The organism is Mesorhizobium sp. M7A.F.Ca.US.007.01.2.1 (assembly GCF_003998165.1).
Taxonomy (GTDB): Bacteria; Pseudomonadota; Alphaproteobacteria; order Rhizobiales; family Rhizobiaceae; genus Mesorhizobium; species Mesorhizobium ciceri.
Genome location: NZ_RZQP01000037.1, coordinates 1 through 17,160 on the forward strand (window position 1 = coordinate 1; position 17,160 = coordinate 17,160).

At 58.1% G+C, this 17,160-nt stretch carries 21 protein-coding genes and 2 pseudogenes; 18 read left to right on the forward strand and 5 right to left on the reverse strand.

The features are described from left to right. Positions 1-313: 313 nt before the first annotated feature. Positions 314-1,264: a LysR family transcriptional regulator gene (locus EN949_RS09665; RefSeq protein WP_224674321.1), complete on the reverse strand. Its 951-nt coding sequence runs from the start codon at positions 1,262-1,264 to the stop codon at positions 314-316. Positions 1,265-1,487: 223 nt separating this feature from the next. Between EN949_RS09665 and EN949_RS09670 the strand changes: the two genes are divergently transcribed. From EN949_RS09670 to EN949_RS09720, 12 genes and pseudogenes are all read left to right on the forward strand, one after another. Further along, positions 1,488-2,258: a gluconate 2-dehydrogenase subunit 3 family protein gene (locus tag EN949_RS09670; protein WP_127366336.1), complete on the forward strand. Its 771-nt coding sequence runs from the start codon at positions 1,488-1,490 to the stop codon at positions 2,256-2,258. Between the two features lie 27 nt (positions 2,259-2,285). Beyond that, on the forward strand, positions 2,286-4,055 hold the full coding sequence (locus EN949_RS09675) for a GMC family oxidoreductase (protein WP_127366335.1): 1,770 nt from the start codon (positions 2,286-2,288) through the stop codon (positions 4,053-4,055). A 114-nt stretch (positions 4,056-4,169) separates the two neighbouring features. Next, positions 4,170-4,580 carry a cytochrome c family protein gene (locus tag EN949_RS09680; RefSeq protein WP_127366339.1) on the forward strand — a complete coding sequence of 137 codons (411 nt, stop codon included), beginning with the start codon at positions 4,170-4,172 and terminating at the stop codon, positions 4,578-4,580. Positions 4,581-4,614: 34 nt separating this feature from the next. After that, entirely contained in the window at positions 4,615-4,836 is a 222-nt protein-coding gene (locus tag EN949_RS09685; RefSeq protein ID WP_064994265.1) for a hypothetical protein, read from the forward strand. Beyond that, a complete protein-coding gene (locus tag EN949_RS09690) occupies positions 4,833-5,204 on the forward strand; it encodes a DUF488 domain-containing protein (RefSeq protein WP_127366334.1) in 372 nt (123 codons plus the stop codon). The genes EN949_RS09685 and EN949_RS09690 overlap by 4 nt, the downstream gene beginning before the upstream one ends. 124 nt (positions 5,205-5,328) lie before the next feature. Then, positions 5,329-5,985 carry a fructose-6-phosphate aldolase gene (gene fsa, locus EN949_RS09695; RefSeq protein ID WP_064994263.1) on the forward strand — a complete coding sequence of 219 codons (657 nt, stop codon included), beginning with the start codon at positions 5,329-5,331 and terminating at the stop codon, positions 5,983-5,985. Between the two features lie 267 nt (positions 5,986-6,252). Next, a complete protein-coding gene (locus tag EN949_RS09700) occupies positions 6,253-7,788 on the forward strand; it encodes an FAD-dependent oxidoreductase (protein WP_064994262.1) in 1,536 nt (511 codons plus the stop codon). An 89-nt stretch (positions 7,789-7,877) separates the two neighbouring features. Continuing rightward, positions 7,878-8,174, forward strand: coding sequence for a hypothetical protein (locus EN949_RS09705; RefSeq protein WP_064994261.1), 297 nt, complete (start codon positions 7,878-7,880; stop codon positions 8,172-8,174). A gap of 183 nt (positions 8,175-8,357) precedes the next feature. Beyond that, positions 8,358-9,179, forward strand: a complete 822-nt coding sequence (locus tag EN949_RS09710; protein WP_127365602.1) for a universal stress protein — start codon at positions 8,358-8,360, stop codon at positions 9,177-9,179. 216 nt (positions 9,180-9,395) lie between these two features. Next, positions 9,396-9,449, forward strand: a pseudogene (locus EN949_RS37230) (hypothetical protein); the annotation flags it as partial. Between the two features lie 74 nt (positions 9,450-9,523). Then, positions 9,524-9,567: pseudogene (locus EN949_RS37235) on the forward strand (hypothetical protein); the annotation flags it as partial. Positions 9,568-9,790: 223 nt separating this feature from the next. Next, positions 9,791-10,006, forward strand: coding sequence for a DUF2945 domain-containing protein (locus tag EN949_RS09720; RefSeq protein ID WP_064994287.1), 216 nt, complete (start codon positions 9,791-9,793; stop codon positions 10,004-10,006). 80 nt (positions 10,007-10,086) lie between these two features. Here EN949_RS09720 and EN949_RS09725 read toward each other — a convergent pair whose 3' ends face one another. After that, positions 10,087-10,620 (reverse strand): uracil-DNA glycosylase family protein, encoded by a 534-nt coding sequence (locus EN949_RS09725; RefSeq protein WP_084015920.1) that lies wholly within the window; start codon positions 10,618-10,620, stop codon positions 10,087-10,089. A gap of 432 nt (positions 10,621-11,052) precedes the next feature. Between EN949_RS09725 and EN949_RS09730 the strand changes: the two genes are divergently transcribed. Next, positions 11,053-11,907, forward strand: coding sequence for a LysR family transcriptional regulator (locus tag EN949_RS09730; protein WP_245461845.1), 855 nt, complete (start codon positions 11,053-11,055; stop codon positions 11,905-11,907). A gap of 20 nt (positions 11,908-11,927) precedes the next feature. Here the strand turns inward: EN949_RS09730 and EN949_RS09735 are convergent, their stop codons facing one another. The 3 genes from EN949_RS09735 to EN949_RS09745 all read right to left on the reverse strand — a co-directional run bounded on the left by EN949_RS09735 (position 11,928) and on the right by EN949_RS09745 (position 13,804). Next, complete coding sequence (locus tag EN949_RS09735) at positions 11,928-12,689, reverse strand: ATP-binding protein (protein ID WP_127365599.1); 762 nt, start codon at positions 12,687-12,689, stop codon at positions 11,928-11,930. A 180-nt stretch (positions 12,690-12,869) separates the two neighbouring features. Then, a complete protein-coding gene (locus EN949_RS09740; RefSeq protein WP_164755447.1) occupies positions 12,870-13,394 on the reverse strand; it encodes a plastocyanin/azurin family copper-binding protein in 525 nt (174 codons plus the stop codon). Beyond that, entirely contained in the window at positions 13,391-13,804 is a 414-nt protein-coding gene (locus EN949_RS09745) for a DUF5602 domain-containing protein (RefSeq protein WP_064994258.1), read from the reverse strand. The genes EN949_RS09740 and EN949_RS09745 overlap by 4 nt, the downstream gene beginning before the upstream one ends. Before the next feature lie 420 nt (positions 13,805-14,224). On the opposite strand from EN949_RS09745, the gene EN949_RS09750 reads away from it, so the two are divergent. The 5 genes from EN949_RS09750 to EN949_RS09765 all read left to right on the forward strand — a co-directional run bounded on the left by EN949_RS09750 (position 14,225) and on the right by EN949_RS09765 (position 17,021). Further along, a complete protein-coding gene (locus EN949_RS09750; RefSeq protein ID WP_127365605.1) occupies positions 14,225-14,749 on the forward strand; it encodes a PTS sugar transporter subunit IIA in 525 nt (174 codons plus the stop codon). Positions 14,750-14,885: 136 nt separating this feature from the next. After that, on the forward strand, positions 14,886-15,350 hold the full coding sequence (locus EN949_RS09755) for a group III truncated hemoglobin (protein WP_127365598.1): 465 nt from the start codon (positions 14,886-14,888) through the stop codon (positions 15,348-15,350). A 47-nt stretch (positions 15,351-15,397) separates the two neighbouring features. Further along, positions 15,398-15,862 carry an Rrf2 family transcriptional regulator gene (locus tag EN949_RS09760; RefSeq protein ID WP_127365597.1) on the forward strand — a complete coding sequence of 155 codons (465 nt, stop codon included), beginning with the start codon at positions 15,398-15,400 and terminating at the stop codon, positions 15,860-15,862. Positions 15,863-15,903: 41 nt separating this feature from the next. Then, entirely contained in the window at positions 15,904-16,047 is a 144-nt protein-coding gene (locus EN949_RS35820; protein ID WP_164753852.1) for a hypothetical protein, read from the forward strand. 698 nt (positions 16,048-16,745) lie between these two features. Then, the gene (locus EN949_RS09765) at positions 16,746-17,021 is read left to right on the forward strand and encodes a hypothetical protein (RefSeq protein WP_064994255.1); all 276 of its coding nucleotides are present in this window, start codon (positions 16,746-16,748) and stop codon (positions 17,019-17,021) included. Positions 17,022-17,160 lie beyond the last annotated feature (139 nt).

Below are 17,160 nucleotides of genomic sequence, written 5' to 3' on the forward strand. Positions count from 1 at the left end.
GCACTGCAGAGTTACACGCTGCTTCCACGTTTCCAAATTCGGGATCGCTCACACAGGTGACAATCGGCGCCAGCCAGTCTCCTGCCTGAGTAGCGCCGGACTGGGGTTCTTCACATCTCAGTCAAGACCCAGGCCACACCAAAGATGCATCAGAAAGGCAAAAAAGCCATCCCTTAGTGCATGGCGGACATCTCGAAAGCCCGGTCCATCGACCGCACTTTCGTACAAAATTGATCGGCAACCCGTCAACTGGTTGTCACCCTCGTCCAATCCGGGATCGGTACCGCGATGTGAAGGACGATATCAAGCATCCTCATGTGCAAGACGGTGGGAAACCTAAAAAAGCATCGCCATTCAAGACAGAGTGCAATCCAGCCATGGCAGGGGCCACCACGGCTTCATCTGCGTTGGCAGACTGAACGGCGTAAGCGGGATATGAGAACTGCGGCGTTTCGGGCACGAGGTGAAGCCGTCCGGCCTCGATATGAGGCTGTACCGCGCTCATCCTGAAATAGCCAGATCCACCAACCGAAAGAATATAGCTGAGCGCAAGCGGGCCGAGATCCATAAAAAGGTCCGGCGCGACGTCAGGGAAATTCATGCCATGATGAAACGTAAAATCTGGCCCCCAGTCTATGTGCGCGTAGTCTATGCTGCCCGCCAGGCGTGCTTCCAGATCGGTTGTCACGAGCACGAGTTTTTCTTCCATGAGCAGATCGATCTTCAGGCCGGGCCGATGCTGGGGCGCATACATGATTGCCACGTCAACGAGCCCGGATGCGACTTGATCGATTAGGTCCTGCGGCACATCGACGTGCACATGAAGCGCGATATCCGGAAGGGATTGACGCATCCATCGAACCCAGTCGAGCAGAAGGGGCTCGGCGATGCTGATTTCGCTACCAACAGTCAGAACAGCACGACTGCCGGGTGGAACAGCAACCTGATGAAGGGTGCGCTGCCACAACTGAACGAACATCGGAGCGTGGCGCAGGAACTGCTCTCCGGCGGGAGTGAGCGAAGCGCCGCCTTTGTGGCGGACGAAAAGTTGGCGACCTAGTTGTTGCTCAAGGCTGCGAATTCGCGCGCTCACGGTTGTCTGGGCGACATTCAACCGTTCGGAGGCCCGGATGAAGCTTCCGCTGGAAACAATCTCAAGAAAAGAACGAGCAAGCTCGACGTCCATGAAAAAACATAACATAAAAACTGCATTTAAATGACAGTGAAATTGCGCTCTGAAGTGCCCCCATTTTATCGCGGCCATTCGATCAAGCCGTATCGAGTCCAATAGCAACAGCGATTCGGATCTATCATAAAATCTGTATTCATTTGCCGATTAAATTCGTTTGCTACGCGGCATACGCCAGCAATACGCTCCGAGAAATCCACCAAGCTTAGCGCTGGATGCTGCGCAGCGCCGGTTGGAGCGGAGCGCAAGGCTCTCTCCACCTACCCATCGTTTTGCCTGCAGCGTCACAGGAGGAATCATGTCGAGGGAAGAAAAGAGCAAAGGCGATGTGGGGCGGCGTGATTTTCTGAAGCTGTTCGGCGCGGCTGGAGCTGCCGGAGCGGCGGCGAGCACCCTGCCGCTTGGGGCATCCGCTTCGGCGGACGAAGTCATGGCTGCGACCGCTGACACAAGACATCATCACGTTGCCGTCGCCACCGAACCTCAGGCTGGAGGCATTGGCTACGAATTCTTCAACATCGATGAGTCCGCTTTCATCGAGGCGGCTGTCGATACGCTCATTCCAAGCGACTCAACAGGCCCTGGCGCCAAGGAACTCGGCGTCGCGATCTATATCGACCGGCAGATGGCCGGCGGATACGGCAAGGGCGACCGCCTGTATCTGGAAGGGCCATTTGGCGAGGGTACGCCCGAGCAGGGCTATCAATTGCCGATGACGCCATCGGAACTGATCCGTGCTGGGATCGCCGACGTCAGCGCTTACGTACAGAAAAACCACAAGAGCACCTTCGACGGCCTTTCGGCAAAGGATCGTGCCGCGGTGATGACCGAACTCGACGGCAAGAAGGTCGAGCTTCCGACGGTGCCGACCGCGACCTTCTTCGGGCTTCTGCTCCAACTCACGGTCGAGGGCTATCTGGCCGACCCGATGTATGGCGGAAACAAGGACAGGGCGGCCTGGAAGATGATCGGTTTCCCAGGCGCCGACGCCATGTATATGGACAAGATCGAACCATTTCGGAACAAGCTCTATACGGCTGAACCGAAGGGCATCCAGGATCTCGTTTAATCGGCGAAAGAACAAGGAGACTATAACATGGCCACCAAATTGAACGCGATTGATGTCCTGATTGTCGGCCTGGGCTGGACGGGCGGCATCATTGCCAAGGAACTTGCTTCGACCAAGCTGAAAATCGTCGCCCTTGAGCGGGGAGGCCCGCGTGACACCAATCCGGACTTCATCGACCCACAGATCCATGACGAACTGCGCTACGCCGCCCGCCACGATCTCATGCAGAACGTCCGGCGGGAAACCATCACGTTCCGCAACAGTGAATCGCAAACGGCGCTGCCGATGCGGCAACTCGGCTCGTTCCTGCCTGGCCAGGGCGTTGGCGGCGCCGGCGTGCACTGGAACGGTGTCACCTGGCGCTGGCTCGAATGGGACCATCAGGCGCGCACCCGGACGGTCGACAAATACGGCGACAAGATCATCCCTTCGGATATGCACCTGCAGGACTGGCCGATCACCTATGACGATCTCGAGCCCTATTACGACAGGTTCGAAAAGACCTGCGGCACCTCCGGCAAGGCCGGCAACATCAACGGCCGAAAGATCGATGGTGGCAACATCTTCGAAGGATCGCGAAAGGAGGAATACCCCAACCCGCCGATGATCGCCGCGCAGAGCATGGTGATGTTCGAGAAGGCGGCCCGTAATCTCGGGTATCACCCGTTCCCCAATCCGTCGTCAAACGCGTCGCGCGATTACGTCAATCCCGATGGCGTGGCCTTCGGCCAATGTCACTATTGCGGCTTCTGCGAGCGTTTCGGCTGCGAGGCCAATGCTAAGGCTAGCCCGCATTTCACCGTCATTCCGCTGGCGCTGAAGAACCCGAATTTCGAGCTGCGCACCAACTCGATCGTGCTGAAGGTCAATCTCGACTCGACCCGCAAGAAAGCGGTCAGCGTCACCTATCTCGACGCACGCGGGCGGGAGTTCGAACAGCCTGCCGACCTCATCATCCTGTCAGCCTATGCGCTCGGCAATGTCAACCTGCTGCTGCAATCGGGCATCGGCGTGCCTTATGACCCGGCCACGGGCAAGGGCGTGGTCGGCCGCAACTATGCTTATCAGTGCGGTGGCGGGGCTACCGCCTTCTTCGACAAGGAAACCATCCTCAATCGCTTCATGGGCGCCGGCGCGCTCGGCACCTGCATGGATGATTTCAACGGCGACAACTACGATTTCGTGAAGGCCGGCTATATCGGCGGCGGCGGCATCAGCTGCAGCAACTCGGGCGCCCGGCCGATCCAGTCGCATCCAACACCCCACGGCACGCCGCGTTGGGGCTCCGACTGGAAAAAGGCAGTGGTCGACAATTATGACCACGCGGCCAGTGTCGGAAACCAGGGCGCGGTGATGGCCTACCGGCAGAACTATCTCAGCCTCGACCCGACCTACACCGATGTGTTCGGGCGTCCATTGATGAGGATGACGTTCGACTTCCAGGACAACGAGGTCAAGCAGATGAACGGCCAGGCCGACATCTGCGTGAAGATCGCCAAGGAGATGGGTGCGACTAAGGTTGATCGGAGCATCCCTCCCGTGCCCTATTCGATCGTGCCTTATCAAAGCACGCACAACACGGGCGGGGCAGTGTTTGGAGCCGACCCGAGCACCAGCGTCCTGAACAAATACCTTCAGGTCTGGGATGTCCCGAACGTGTTCGTGACCGGCGCTTGCGTGTTTCCCCAGAACGCCGGGAAGAACCCGACCGGACCCGTAGGCGCTCTTGCCTACTGGGCGGTGGACGCGATCAAGAACCAGTATTTGAAGAATCCCGGCGCACTGGTTCCCTCCTGAGGCAACGCCTGCCGGATCCGCGGTTCGGATCCGGCAGGCAGGGTTTGAACCCCATATCGCCAGGGCCGGGTCGGCCGGGACCAGCCCGCAACAAACGCGTTGAAAGAAGCAAACATGAAATCGACTTTGCTTGGATTGACAACCGCAATTCTCACTACAGTCGGGTCGGCCCATGCGCTGGAGGCATCCCCCGGCAACGCCGAAGCCGGCGCAGCCGTCTTCAAGAGGTGCATGGCCTGCCACTCGGTCGGCCCAGACGCAAAGAACGGAGTAGGTCCGGTTTTGAATGGCATCGTCGGCCGAGCGGCCGGCGTGTATCCGGGCTACAATTATTCCGCGGCGAACAAGAATTCCGGTCTGACCTGGGATGAACCGACCCTGACGATCTATCTGCACGCGCCGCGCAAACTGGTCCCCGGCACAAAGATGACATTTGCCGGTCTCAGCAAGGACCAGGACATCGCCGACGTAATCGCCTACCTGAAACAGTTCAACGCCCAAGGACAGAAGTCGATCCTTGAGTGAGGGGCAACCGTCCGGATCGCAAAGCACGACCTTTATGAAGTTCCTGCTGCACAAGGGCCTGGGATATTCCTCGATCCATCGGATCGGTGACTACCTGCGCAGCCATGGAGCGGGTCGTCACTGGATCGAGCGATATCGCGGCGACGTCTTTCTGGTCGTATTGGACGAAGTCGACGAGGCGATCCTTGGAAAGGAATTCTCCGAACTTCTTGATGCGGTCAACGAGACGGAGGGAGACGGGACACGAGGTCGATGAGTGAAAAAATCTTCAATGACAGAGTAAAATTGAAACGGGCATATGAGAGTCCCGCTGCCGACGACGGCAAGCGAGTGTTGGTTGACCGGCTTTGGCCGCGCGGGGTCAGGAAGACCGAAGCCGCCATCGACTGTTGGATGAAGCAACTCGCGCCAAGCACCGAGCTTCGGCAATGGTTCGGACACGATCCAGCCCGTTGGGAGGAATTCCGCCGGCGATATGCGGCGGAAATCCATGAGCATCGCGATGAACTGGAACAGCTGCGCGACCTGATACGGCAGGGCACCGTTACACTCGTCTACTCGGCTCATGACGAGGCCCACAACGACGCCGTTGTCGTTAGAGAGATTTTGCTGAGACACCGATAGTGACGGGGCGCTCCTCCATTGCCATTGGGCGTGCGATCGCGGCCACGACAACAAACTCTCCGGGAACCAAAGCAGAAAACACCCATCCAATGATCGATGGGCGTTCACCTTAGAGGAGAAGACGATGAAATTCTTCGTCGATACCGCCGATATATCCGAAATTCGTGAGCTTGCCGCCGCTGGCGTTCTCGACGGGGTGACCACAAACCCGTCGCTTGTAGCAAAGACCGGACGACCCATCAGGGATGTGATCAAGGAGATTTGCCAGACGATCGAGGGTCCGGTTTCAGCGGAAGTCACCGCGACCAATTTCGACGGCATGGTCGCCGAAGGAGAGCGTTTGGCCGGCATTGCCGCCAATGTAGCCGTCAAGGTGCCATCGACCTGGGATGGGTTCAGGGCTTGCCGGGCGCTTAGTCAACTCGGCCACAAGGTCAATGTCACCCTGTGCTTTTCAGCCAACCAGGCATTGCTCGCCGCCAAGGCAGGCGCGACCTTCATTTCGCCGTTTGTCGGCAGGCTTGATGACCTTGGGCTCGACGGCATGGAGGTGATCCGGGAAATCCGCAAGATCTACGACAACGACAAATCCTTCACGACGGAGATCCTGGCGTCTTCAATTCGCACCCCTCTCCATGTCAAACAGGCGGCGATCGCCGGCGCCGATATCGCGACCGTACCACCTGCGGTGCTCAGAAACCTCGCCAAACACCCTCTCACCGACAAGGGCCTGGCGTCCTTTCTCGCCGACTGGGGTAAGACGGGGCAAGTAATCCTGTAATTCCCTGCCCGGGATCACGCGAGAGCAATCATAAATAATGCACACAACTGTCGATTAAATTCGTTTGCATGATAGCAGAGATGGCGAGAAACTACGGACAACAGACGTCCAATCGGCATCGAGTCCATGGCTGCACGTTTAGCACAAGCGGTGCCGAGAGCCTGAAGACGCACAATCAGGTGAAGGTATTCAGAGGCTGGCGGGCCTGAGTTCCCGCTTCTCGTCGGTATAGGCGATTTCAACACCTGATCGCCAAAGGAGAAGAAAATGCCTGAAGGCCATAACAAACCGAACGGGCCGGATCTGGTCCAGGGGATCGCGTTGTCCGATCTTCCCGATGGCGCAAAGCTTGTCGGCCATTGCGGCGATGAGCAGGTGCTGCTTGTGCGCCGCGGGGCGGAGGTCTTCGCCGTCGGGGCGACCTGCACGCATTACGGCGGGCCGCTCGTCGAGGGTCTTGTGGTGGAGGATACCGTCCGGTGTCCTTGGCATCATGCGTGCTTCGATTTGCGCACAGGCGAGGCTTTGCGCGCCCCCGCCTTCAATCCACTCGCCTGCTGGTCGGTGGAACAACGCGATGATCGGATATTCGTCGGCGAGAAAATCAAACGGATGGTTCCGAAACCGCGTTCTGGAGGCTCCAGCCAAGTCCCCGAGAAGATCGTCATTGTCGGCGGAGGCGCCGCGGGTTTCGCAGCGGCCGACATGCTGCGGCGCGAGCAGTTCCAGGGCAGCATCGTGATGATTAGCGAGGACCAATCGGCGCCCGTCGACCGGCCGAACCTCTCCAAAGACTACCTCGCGGGAAAATCGCCGGAGGACTGGATTCCGCTCCGCGGGGAGAAATTCTATTCAAAAAACAACATCGACCTGCGTCTCGACACGAAGGCCGTTGATATCGACCTGCGTTCCCTCGAGGTCGTCCTCGCTGATGAAAGAAGGGTTCCTTACCACAGGCTGCTGCTTGCGACCGGCGCCGAACCCGTCCGCCTGACCATCCCCGGCGCCGACTTGCCGCACGTTCACACGCTGCGCTCGTTCGCAGACTGCAAGGCGATCATCGAGCATGCCGCGACTGCCCGTCGCGCGGTCGTGCTTGGCGCCAGTTTCATTGGCCTGGAAGTTGCCGCGGCTCTGCGCGCGCGCGCGATCGAAGTTCATGTCGTGGCGCCGGAAAAACGACCCATGGAGCGCGTCCTCGGCCCGCAAATGGGCGACTTCATCCGCGCCCTGCATGAAGAGCATGGCGTCGTATTCCATCTCGAGAATACAGCGAGCAGCATCGACGCCAAGAAGGTAAATCTCAGCAGTGGCGGCTCATTGGCGGCAGATTTCGTCGTCGTCGGCATCGGCGTGCGGCCGCGGATCAGACTTGCCGAAACGGCGGGGCTGGTCGTTGATCACGGCGTTGTTGTGGACGCCTTTCTGGAAACGAGCGAGCCAGGGGTATTCGCGGCCGGCGATATTGCGCGATGGCGCGATCCCCACAGCGGTGAGAAAATTCGGGTCGAGCATTGGGTGGTTGCAGAGAGGCAGGGACGAACCGCGGCCCTCAACATGCTCGGCCAACGCGACAAATTCAACGGCGTGCCGTTCTTCTGGAGTCAGCATTACGATGTTCCCATCAACTATGTCGGTCATGCGGAGCGATGGGACGAGATCGCGGTCGATGGGAATATCGCCTCCAGGGATTGCCTGCTGCGCTTCAAGCGCGAAGGACGCACGCTGGCTGTCGCTTCGATCTTCCGCGACATCGAAAGTCTGGAGGCCGAGGTGGAAATGGAGCACCAGATGGCGACCTAGCAGAGCGCTCTCGGGCGCCGCAGTTCGAAGAAGAGCGCAATCAGAAATGGCTGAGCGGAATGCCGTCATGATCGAAAGGAGTTCGAATTATGTCCACAGTGCAACAGGAACTTAGCACCACTAACGGTATGAGCACGGTCGCGCCCGCGCAACATTATTCAACGTTCGTCAAAATCATCAAGACGGTCGGCAAGGAAGCGTCCAACATGACGCCGACCTCGGTTGAAATCTTCTCGAACGGCAGCCAGTGGTACTGTCAGGTCCGTCGCGGTAACAAAACGACCAAGCCGATGGGCCCCTATTCCAAACTACAGGCTGAGCGAATCCAGGATGCCCGGCGAATGCTGATCGCAAAAAGAGGCACAGCTAATCTCGTGTTTGAGTAGGGCGAGGAGCTTTGACGGGCGGCGCCAGGCGACGAGCTGCTTCGTTGCGATGATCGGTGCGACGACGGCTCCCAGCGCAGGACGCCTTTCTAACGCCTGATACCAGTTGTCGCGGCGCATTTTCGCGGCACGTCGCCGTTCGACTTGGCCGAGGCTCATTACCCAATCCCGGAAGGAAGTCCAATGGCCTACAAGTCAATCGTTCTCAATCTCGACATCGATGGTATGGTTGCTCCTGTCATCAAGCTCGGTGTCGATCTGGCTCGGCGGTTCGATGCGCGTCTGATCGGCCTTTCGGCTGCCGATGTTCCCCCACCCATCGTAATGGAAGGAGGCGTCGCATTCGACGGTGAGAACATGCTGCGCCAGCGGAAGAACATCGAGCGGCGACTCGAGGATCTCCGCGCGGAATTCGAAGGTCTTGCTGGCGCGACGGTTGAGACGGAATGGCGCGGGACGGTGGGCAATCCGACCCGCTTGCTGATCGATTCGGCGCGTGTGGCCGATCTCATCGTCACAGCGTCGCCCGAAGGTGACTCTTCTGGCAACATTCATCGTTCCACCGACCTGGGCAATCTAATCCTTCAGGCAGGACGACCTGTATTTGTCGCCTCCACCAACCAGGAAAATATCCGGATCAACAAGGTTCTTGTCGGGTGGAAGGACACCCGTGAAGCTAGGCGTGCGGTTGCTGATGCCATGCCGTTTCTGCAAATGGCCAAGGAGGTTCGTATAACCACGATCGACGATGACGCGACCGATGAAACCTCGAATAGCCTGGACGATGTTGTCGCCTTCCTTTCTTTTCACGGCGTAAAGGCGAAGGCGGAAGTGTTTCCGGAGAAATCCGATGGCGGAACGATCGCCGATGTGGCCGACGCAATGCGTGCGGATCTGGTCATATCCGGCGCCTACGGTCATAGCAGGTTCAGGGAGTGGATCTTCGGCGGGGCTACCCGCTCGCTGCTTGAAAATGATCGGCTGAACCGGGTGATGTCGAATTGATCACGTTGCTCGAACGATCGATACGCTCGGTCAAGCTGAATAACGTGACAAGGACTTTGCCCGCTGTAGGATTTTCGTCGTGCCGTCCCCCGAGCCAGTTGCATGCCCACGGTGTCGGCCTGAGTAAGGAGGCCCTTCATGAACTCCGATACACCTGATACTGACCGTCCGGACTTCGGCAAAGGCATCCCTCTGAGCCAACTCGCAGATGGCGCCATGCTCTCCGGCTATGTCGGCAACGAGCCTGTCTTGCTGGCACCTCGGGGCGAGGAAATATTCGCCGTTGGATCGGTCTGTACACACTACGGCGCACCTTTGGCCGATGGCTCCTCGTGGAGGATAATGTGCGTTGCCCTTGGCATCACGCCTGTTTCAGCTGCGCAAAGGGGGAAGCGGTCCGCGCCCCTGCCCTATCATCAATCCCCTGCTATGATGTCGAGCAAACTGACGCGTACATAAGGGTTCGGGTGCGGCGCCAGCCTAGGCGATGGGCAAGAACGGGTGACTGCCAAGCCTCAGCCAAATGCGCCAAAATTGACCCTACCCAGGCGGAGCACCGAGAAATGACGGAACACAAGAAGGCACCACGACGCCGACCCGCGACCGTCTCGATGACGAAAACATTTGAAGTCGGGGATCGGGTGAGTTGGAACTCGGAGGCAGGTCGCGTCCACGGAACGATCATTCGGATTCATACCCAAGATATAGACTATAAAGGCCACACGCATCACGCGAGCCCGCAGTCTCCTCAATACGAGATCAAGAGCAGCAAGACCGACCACGTGGCCCTGCACCGCGGCCAGGTGCTGACCCGATTAAGCGACTGACGGGAGCAACGCGTGGACGGGTCTCCCTGAACACGGACAGAACTTTCGGACGATCCGGTGCCGAGTCCACCGCACGCTTATCATGCCGCCGGCTCGTGAGGAGCAGCCGCGCTGCCCAGGACAGCAGAAACCCGGGTGCGCAGGTGAGGCACCAATTCGTTCTCGAACCACGGGTTGCGACGCAGCCAGGCTGTACTGCGCCACGAGGGATGGGGCAGCGGGATGACTGCCGGACCATAGGTGCGCCACGCGGCAACGGTCGCGGTCATCGACCTCCCCGAGGCGTGTTGCAGCGCCCACCGTTGAGCGTAACCGCCGACCAGGAGCGTCAGTTCCACTCTAGGCAAGCACGCCAGAAGCGACCGTCGCCAGAGAGCGGCACACCGGGACGGTGGCGGGTGGTCGCCCCCTTTGGGATTGGTCCCAGGAAAGCAGAACGCCATCGGAGCCACGCCAATTCGCGAATCCCCATAGAAGACGCTGCGATCCAGCCCAAGCCACGCGCGCAAGCGGTCACCTGAGGGGTCGTCGAACGGCAATCCGCACTCATGCACCCGTCGTCCTGGGGCTTGGCCACAGATCAAGAGCCGGGTCTCGGAAGTGACCTGCACCACCGGGCGCGGTTCATGGCTGAATTCCCCAGCACAGGCGCGACAGGCACGAATGCTCGAAAGCAACGCGTCAAGTTGCGGCGCTTCCGACCTAGCGCGTCTTTCGGGGCTCCCCAGGCCGGGCCTAGCTGCAGCAACCTCTACCAAATCGTTCTAAACCTGTTGGTGTCCTACCCTACGATCAGTTTAACGACTGACCATTGAATGTGGGAACCAGGGTAAGATGCGACCAGCCGCCACTCGCGCAGCGCGACCGTTCGCCGCGGTGAGGCAAAGCCCCGACACCAGATTGGGCTGCGTCGACTTGTTTGGTCGACATGTCCCGCCTAGCTGTGGCCGCGTCAACTTCGCCGAACAACGGTTTCCGAAGCCAGATCTGGACGGCATCTATCCGACAAATGATTTCGATTGACCTTTTAACGCAGTTTTCATGTTATGATCGCCATGGACATCGAGCTCGCTCGCACTTTTATCGAAATCGTTTCGACAGGGAGTTTCATTCGGGCCTCTGAGCGCTTGAACGTCGCCCAGACGACCGTAAGCGCACGAATCCGTAACCTCGAGCAGCAACTGGGTCGCCAGCTTTTCGTCCGCCACAAGGGCGGCGCTTCGCTCACTCCCGCCGGCGAGCAGTTCCTGCGCCACGCCCCGATGTTCGTCCAGTTGTGGCAACGCACCCTTCACCAGGTTGCCGTGCCCTCGGGACGCCGAGCTGTTCTGACGGTCGGCAGCGAAGTCAGCCTTGCCCAACCCCTTCTCCTCGACTGGGTCCGATGGATGCGTCAATCCCTTCCGGATATCGCGCTTCGTGTGCACGTCGATGTGCCGCAGGACTTGATCAAACAAGTCGCATCCGGGCTCGTCGACGTGGCGATCATGTACGCGCCCCAGCATCGACCCGGCCTGAAAATCGATCTGCTTCTGGAAGAAAAACTCGTGTTTGCGACCACCAATTCCGAAGCGCGCCTCCTGGATGGGTCTGATTATGTCTATATGGATTGGGGCCCGGACTTTGGACATCACCACGGGATGAGTTTCCCAACTGCTGCGCCCGATCTTACTTTCGATCTCGGCCCGCTCGCATTGAACTATGTTCTTGCGGCGGGTGGCTCTGGATATTTCAGGATGAGCTCTGTGCAGCCTCACGTAGTGGCCGGCCGGCTGCACCTTGTGCCCGAAATGCCGCAGTTCTCCTATCCGGTTTACGCGGTGCAATCCGCAAATGCGGATGAGAGCGTAGTAGGTCCTGCCCTGACAGGATTGCATTCCGTTGCAAGCGCCGACAAATAATAGGAGCTCTTTTTGGGCGTCTAAGTGTCCGCTTGGATTGACGGGAACAGGAGATCCACTGTTGTCCCAATCCCTAGTTCACTCCTTATCCGGATCCGACCATTAACCGCCTGCGCCAATGCCTGTACTTGCAACATCCCTATCCCGGTGCCCTTCTCACCCTTTGTGGTGAAGAAAGGATCGAACACCTTCCGCAAAACTTCCGGAGCCATGCCGCAACCATGGTCTTTGACGCGAACGCGTGCGTAGGTACCCGGCCCGGGTGGGTCAGGTGTCATGGTGGTCTGCACGAATCGCTCAGTGATGACGTGAATCTCCCCGCCACCTGGCATCGCATCTCGCGCGTTTATGACGAGATTAAGCACTGCAGCGTCGAACAGCGCTGGGTCGATCAAGCAGTCCGGGACGTCGGAACCAAGCTCCAGCTTGACGCGGACATCGGGACCGGCGCCATACCTTAAGAGGGGCGCGAAAGACTTGAGGAACTCATTCAAATTGCCAGCATGGGCATCGAGTTCCTGATGCTTTGCGAAGGCGAGTAGCTGTGACGTTAGCTCGATCCCTCGATCGATCCCTTCCCGCGCTGCGGCAATGTAGGCTCGCACGCTTTCGGGTGCGTCAGCTCTCCGCTCCGCGAGCCCGAGCCCGGATTGGATTACTGCCAGGAGATTTCTGAAATCATGGGCAATACCGCCTGTCATTTCGCCCAGCGCAGCAAGCCGGTGCGTCGCACGTTCGCGTTGCTCGACTGCAGTTCGGAGATAGAGAGTCGTGTCCGGCATCGGAGTGCGCGCGTCGCGTTCGGCCCGAGATGGTCGTTGAGTTTCACACGGAAACACACAGCCTGTCATAGAAGTCGCCCCTAAAGGTCACTGACGACACCCGAGCAACCCGCGCTCCCATCAATATCGTCGTATTCTGTCTCATTTGTTGCTGAGGGCCGTGCCTTTCATGCGCATGATCTAAGCACGCCGGACGACCCTTTTCGTCATAATGTCTTCGACAGCCGGGAATGCCTTGAGGGTCTCCTCCGGTAGGTCGCCATTTGCTCCGACCATTTCAGACCAGCCGTGTACCTCTGGTTCGCCGACGATGATACGGCCGACCATCCCGGCATGCTCATGCGGGACACAATAATAATCGTACACCCCCTGCTCGGTGAAGGTAACCGAAAAGCTTTCCTTGGGCAGGAGGTAATCGGAATCCCATGGTTTTGCCGCCTTGGGCATGCGAAGCGGTCGCTCGAAGTTTGCCGGGTGGTAGGCTGTGGTTGTGTGCGAATTGCCAGGATTGAGATTGGTCCAGCGGACCGTCTGACCCGGTTTGATCAGAATGCCAATCGGATCGAACCAGACTTGTGAACCGTCGCCGCGCCCTTGCATCTTGATTTCGACCACCTCGCCGGCCCATACCGACAGAGAAGGCAGGGAAAGGGCGGCGGCGAGACCGCCGCCCGCGCCCAATATCTCACGGCGCGTGAGTGTCATTTGGCGACCCGCGCCTCGTCTGCGGCTGGGACATGCCACAGCACAATGTGGACATGCGGCTCTTCGACGCCTGGATGACCGGCATTGTAGTAGACGTCGACATGGTCGACATTGCCGCCGGGCGCGGCGAGGTTGTCAAAGCGTTTGTCCGGATTGAGATCTTTGATCGGCAGCATATAGATGGTGCTGACAATTTTGCCGTCGTGATCATAGGCAAGGAACGGACCGGCCGGCAGTGTCGCCGGATCGACAAAAAGTTGACCCATGCCAGGTAGGAAGTCGGGCAGCTTCACAAGCTTGCTGACCTGTTGGTAAGGCGCTGCTGGCGGGGATTTGGTGACCTCAGACGCCGCCATGGCGCAAAGCGAGCTGGCCATTGTCACGACAAGTGCGAGGGCGAGCTTCTTCATAGGTTATCTCCTTGTTGAATTCAAAAGTCACGATGCCGACAATTTAGGAGACCGGTACACGAAATCGTTGTTTAGCTTGTTGATACCGCCTGTCGCGCCCTGCCAGTAAGTAGGAGGCCCCTATTTTCGTCAAACGAAATTAGCTGGCATTTCAGTGCAGTAATTCTGCTTGCGCCGCCCGCACTGTTTGCTTGATTTCCGGAAATCCTTCACTACCTGTCAATTGCCATGGATATCTTCAGCCTCCATTTCCGGCGAGAGCCAATCCACCTCAAAATGGGCTCTTAACCCGGACGCGAGAAGGCACTGCCTTCGCGGCCGGGACAGCCAGGATTCCACTTCATCCGAAAGTGAACAGAGCCCTGCTTAAGCAGTGCGACTGATCACTGCGCGTTTGGAACGACACGAAGATTGACGCTCATGATCTCCCCCATCCTGTCAGAAGAAGACATCTCGCTTGACCTTGTGACAAAGGGAAAGCAATCAGCCTTGTCTAAAATCGCGATTAGGATTGCGCGAAGAACTGGGATCGACCAGCAGGTGGTTCTGCGTGGTCTTTTCGACCGCGAGCGTCTCGGCTCGACCGGCATCGGTCGTGGCGTCGCGATCCCGCACGCTCTACTTAGCACAATCTATTTGCCTGTCGCGTCTTTGACACGCTTGGCCCAGCCCATTGATTTCGAGGGTCCAGACGACGATCGTGTAGATCTCATTTACACTGTGCTCTGGCCGCGCTCTGACCCTTCCCCCTTTCTCCCTGCCCTTTCGCAAATGTGCCGGTTGTTTCGGGGCTCTCAGCTTCGAGAGCAACTCCGGCAGGCACGGTCATCTGATGAGATGTTGGCGATCCTCGAAATTGAATCGCATCAGGAATTCCTCCCCAATTTGCATACTTCCCGTGTCGGACCTGACACCGAAATGTCTAGGCAGTTCGGCAACGCCTAGGTCCCCAGGCCACGTTGGGCCGGACATGGGAATTTTTCACAAAGATAGATTGACAATCTATGTTTTATCGCGATCATCATGGGCGAGCCAAGGCCTGAACCGCGTGGATCGGACAGAGGAAGCCAGGAGCAGACAGATGAGCCAGAATGATCAGAGCAGGAGGACGATCGTCGTCGACGGCGTCCCATTGCCAGAGTTGCTTGATGAGACAACGATCCGCGAGGTGGTCCACGGTTTTTACGGCGAAATTCGACATGATGACCTTCTCGGCCCCATTTTCCACGATCGGATCGAGCCAGACAGTTGGCCACAGCATCTAGCGAAGATGTGTGACTTCTGGTCTGCGACGTTGCTTCGGACGTCCCGATATGAGGGGCGGCCACTGCCGCCACACCTGGCTATAGCCGGCCTCGGCGAGACGCATTTCCGTCGCTGGTTAAAGTTGTTTCGCAAAACGGTTCGCCGCATTTGCCCGCCCGAGGTGGCAGCGCTCTTTATGGACCGAGCGCTTCGTATCGCGCACAGTTTCCGTTTAGCGATTGCCTTCAACCGCGGTGAGACCACGATTGGCCTCGCACCTATTGTCGAGAAGGACCTTTGATGCAGACTGGTTGGTAAGGATTCTCGCGCCAACAGCAGGAGAGATGCATGCGGCTGACTGCCTTCTCAGACTACGCGTTGCGAATGCTGATGTACGCCGCCTCCGCCGGTGACCGGCTGGTCACGATCGAGGAAGCTGCGCGCACCTTCAACATATCGAAGACGCACCTGAACAAGGTCGCCAATACCCTCACCCGCAGCGGCTATCTGAAAGCCATCCGTGGCCGTTCCGGCGGGCTTGTTCTCGGACAGCGGCCCGAGATGATCCGGATCGGCGACGTCGTGCGGTTGACGGAGCCGGATTTCGCACTGGTTGAATGTTTCGCGACTGATGGAAACCACTGTGTACTAACTGCCTCTTGCAAGCTTTCAGGGATGTTTGGTGAAGCGATTGCCTCGTTCCAGAGCACCCTGGACCGCTATACGCTGGCCGACATCATGCTGGCTCCGAAGGACTTCCTTGGCAGCCCGAAAAGACCCGCTGGCAACGGTGCGGCGCACAACGTCTCATGATTATTTCGTTACGTGCCCGTTTTGCTCCGATGGAGACGCCCATGCCTGACTCAAAGATGAAGGAAAAGCCGTTACCGAGAGAGATCGATTCCGGTATCGACCCCGACAACAGCCTGCTGCCAATGCTTCTTGGCGGGCTTGTGTTGATAGTCCTCGGCGCGATTGTCGTCATGATGTTTGTCTAGTTGGCGACGCATGACGCTGTGTTAGAACATCGTTCAGCAGCATTCGTGCAGTCAAGCGCCCGCGTGACGCCAATGTAGGGCGCGGGCACTCTCGTGATGTCGCCGCTGGGGACATGTTGTCGCAGAACAGAGTCCACTTGAGCCTGGTGTCCGCCGAAGACAATCGCGTATTAGGCGACAATATGGCGCCAGGTTTGCGACGGCGGTACGTGGCCGGACTGTGTACGCCATCGGTGTCGGTGTCTAAGTACAATCAGGTCCGAGACTCCTCAGTTCGATGAAGTGAGTTCGTGAGCTAAAAAAGGCCGGACTGATAAGCCCGGCCAGGTTTGAAGGTAAATACCTCCTGAGGGGAACGCGTCGACGAATGGGGAGAAACGCTCGACGCAACACCTATGTGGGACGCGTAGCTTATCTTACAACGACAGGGTGATGGGCCACAATCGCTGCTCCGTCGAGCCAGGGACGCAAAGCTCGCCTTCATCTGTCGAGCAGGTGGATACCCGCGCACCACCTAGAAGAACTTTGGAATAAATGGCACTAGTTGATCTTTTTTTGAGCCCTATAAACTGCGCAAGAGATCAACATAGAAACTGCAGATATTTAATCATAAAATTCATTTGCTTCACGAAGGACTTGAGCTTTAGCCTAACCTCGATCGTTGTGAGGCGATCGCAAACAGTTAGGAGAAAACGATCGTGAGCATCAAAATACTTTGCATGGGAGCGGCGGCTCTCACAATTGTAGCTGGCGTAGCATTTGCGGGTGCGCTTGACGAACCGGCAAAAATGGCGCCCTTTCACACCGACTCCACCATGAAGACCTTGAAATCGCAAGCCGACTTCAGGAGCGCGTGGATGGCGATGAACGACGAGGACCGAGCCGGGATGATGAAGGAGTGTGGCGACGAAGCCATAGCCAAAAATCACGACAATTTCTGCAAGATGACCAAGCAACTTGGCGGCGCCAACTGAATGGGGCTTTTTGCGAATCAAAATGGCAGGCACAATTACCTGCCATTTTACGACGGACGCGGCTCCGCCGACCCCAGGGGGGCATTTTAGGACGGTCCCGCCTGGCATACCTCCCGAAGGCTGAAAGTAGCGGACGCGA

What these genes read in the sequence shown, in the direction of transcription:
- EN949_RS09665 (WP_224674321.1), bottom strand. Translation starts at nt 1,264, where the DNA reads ATGGCCGCGATAAAATGGGGGCACTTCAGAGCGCAATTTCACTGTCAT.
- EN949_RS09670 (WP_127366336.1), top strand. Translation starts at nt 1,488, where the DNA reads ATGTCGAGGGAAGAAAAGAGCAAAGGCGATGTGGGGCGGCGTGATTTT.
- EN949_RS09675 (WP_127366335.1), top strand. Translation starts at nt 2,286, where the DNA reads ATGGCCACCAAATTGAACGCGATTGATGTCCTGATTGTCGGCCTGGGC.
- EN949_RS09680 (WP_127366339.1), top strand. Translation starts at nt 4,170, where the DNA reads ATGAAATCGACTTTGCTTGGATTGACAACCGCAATTCTCACTACAGTC.
- EN949_RS09685 (WP_064994265.1), top strand. Translation starts at nt 4,615, where the DNA reads ATGAAGTTCCTGCTGCACAAGGGCCTGGGATATTCCTCGATCCATCGG.
- EN949_RS09690 (WP_127366334.1), top strand. Translation starts at nt 4,833, where the DNA reads ATGAGTGAAAAAATCTTCAATGACAGAGTAAAATTGAAACGGGCATAT.
- fsa (WP_064994263.1), top strand. Translation starts at nt 5,329, where the DNA reads ATGAAATTCTTCGTCGATACCGCCGATATATCCGAAATTCGTGAGCTT.
- EN949_RS09700 (WP_064994262.1), top strand. Translation starts at nt 6,253, where the DNA reads ATGCCTGAAGGCCATAACAAACCGAACGGGCCGGATCTGGTCCAGGGG.
- EN949_RS09705 (WP_064994261.1), top strand. Translation starts at nt 7,878, where the DNA reads ATGTCCACAGTGCAACAGGAACTTAGCACCACTAACGGTATGAGCACG.
- EN949_RS09710 (WP_127365602.1), top strand. Translation starts at nt 8,358, where the DNA reads ATGGCCTACAAGTCAATCGTTCTCAATCTCGACATCGATGGTATGGTT.
- EN949_RS09720 (WP_064994287.1), top strand. Translation starts at nt 9,791, where the DNA reads ATGACGAAAACATTTGAAGTCGGGGATCGGGTGAGTTGGAACTCGGAG.
- EN949_RS09730 (WP_245461845.1), top strand. Translation starts at nt 11,053, where the DNA reads ATGATCGCCATGGACATCGAGCTCGCTCGCACTTTTATCGAAATCGTT.
- EN949_RS09735 (WP_127365599.1), bottom strand. Translation starts at nt 12,689, where the DNA reads ATGCCGGACACGACTCTCTATCTCCGAACTGCAGTCGAGCAACGCGAA.
- EN949_RS09740 (WP_164755447.1), bottom strand. Translation starts at nt 13,394, where the DNA reads ATGACACTCACGCGCCGTGAGATATTGGGCGCGGGCGGCGGTCTCGCC.
- EN949_RS09745 (WP_064994258.1), bottom strand. Translation starts at nt 13,804, where the DNA reads ATGAAGAAGCTCGCCCTCGCACTTGTCGTGACAATGGCCAGCTCGCTT.
- EN949_RS09750 (WP_127365605.1), top strand. Translation starts at nt 14,225, where the DNA reads ATGATCTCCCCCATCCTGTCAGAAGAAGACATCTCGCTTGACCTTGTG.
- EN949_RS09755 (WP_127365598.1), top strand. Translation starts at nt 14,886, where the DNA reads ATGAGCCAGAATGATCAGAGCAGGAGGACGATCGTCGTCGACGGCGTC.
- EN949_RS09760 (WP_127365597.1), top strand. Translation starts at nt 15,398, where the DNA reads ATGCGGCTGACTGCCTTCTCAGACTACGCGTTGCGAATGCTGATGTAC.
- EN949_RS35820 (WP_164753852.1), top strand. Translation starts at nt 15,904, where the DNA reads ATGCCTGACTCAAAGATGAAGGAAAAGCCGTTACCGAGAGAGATCGAT.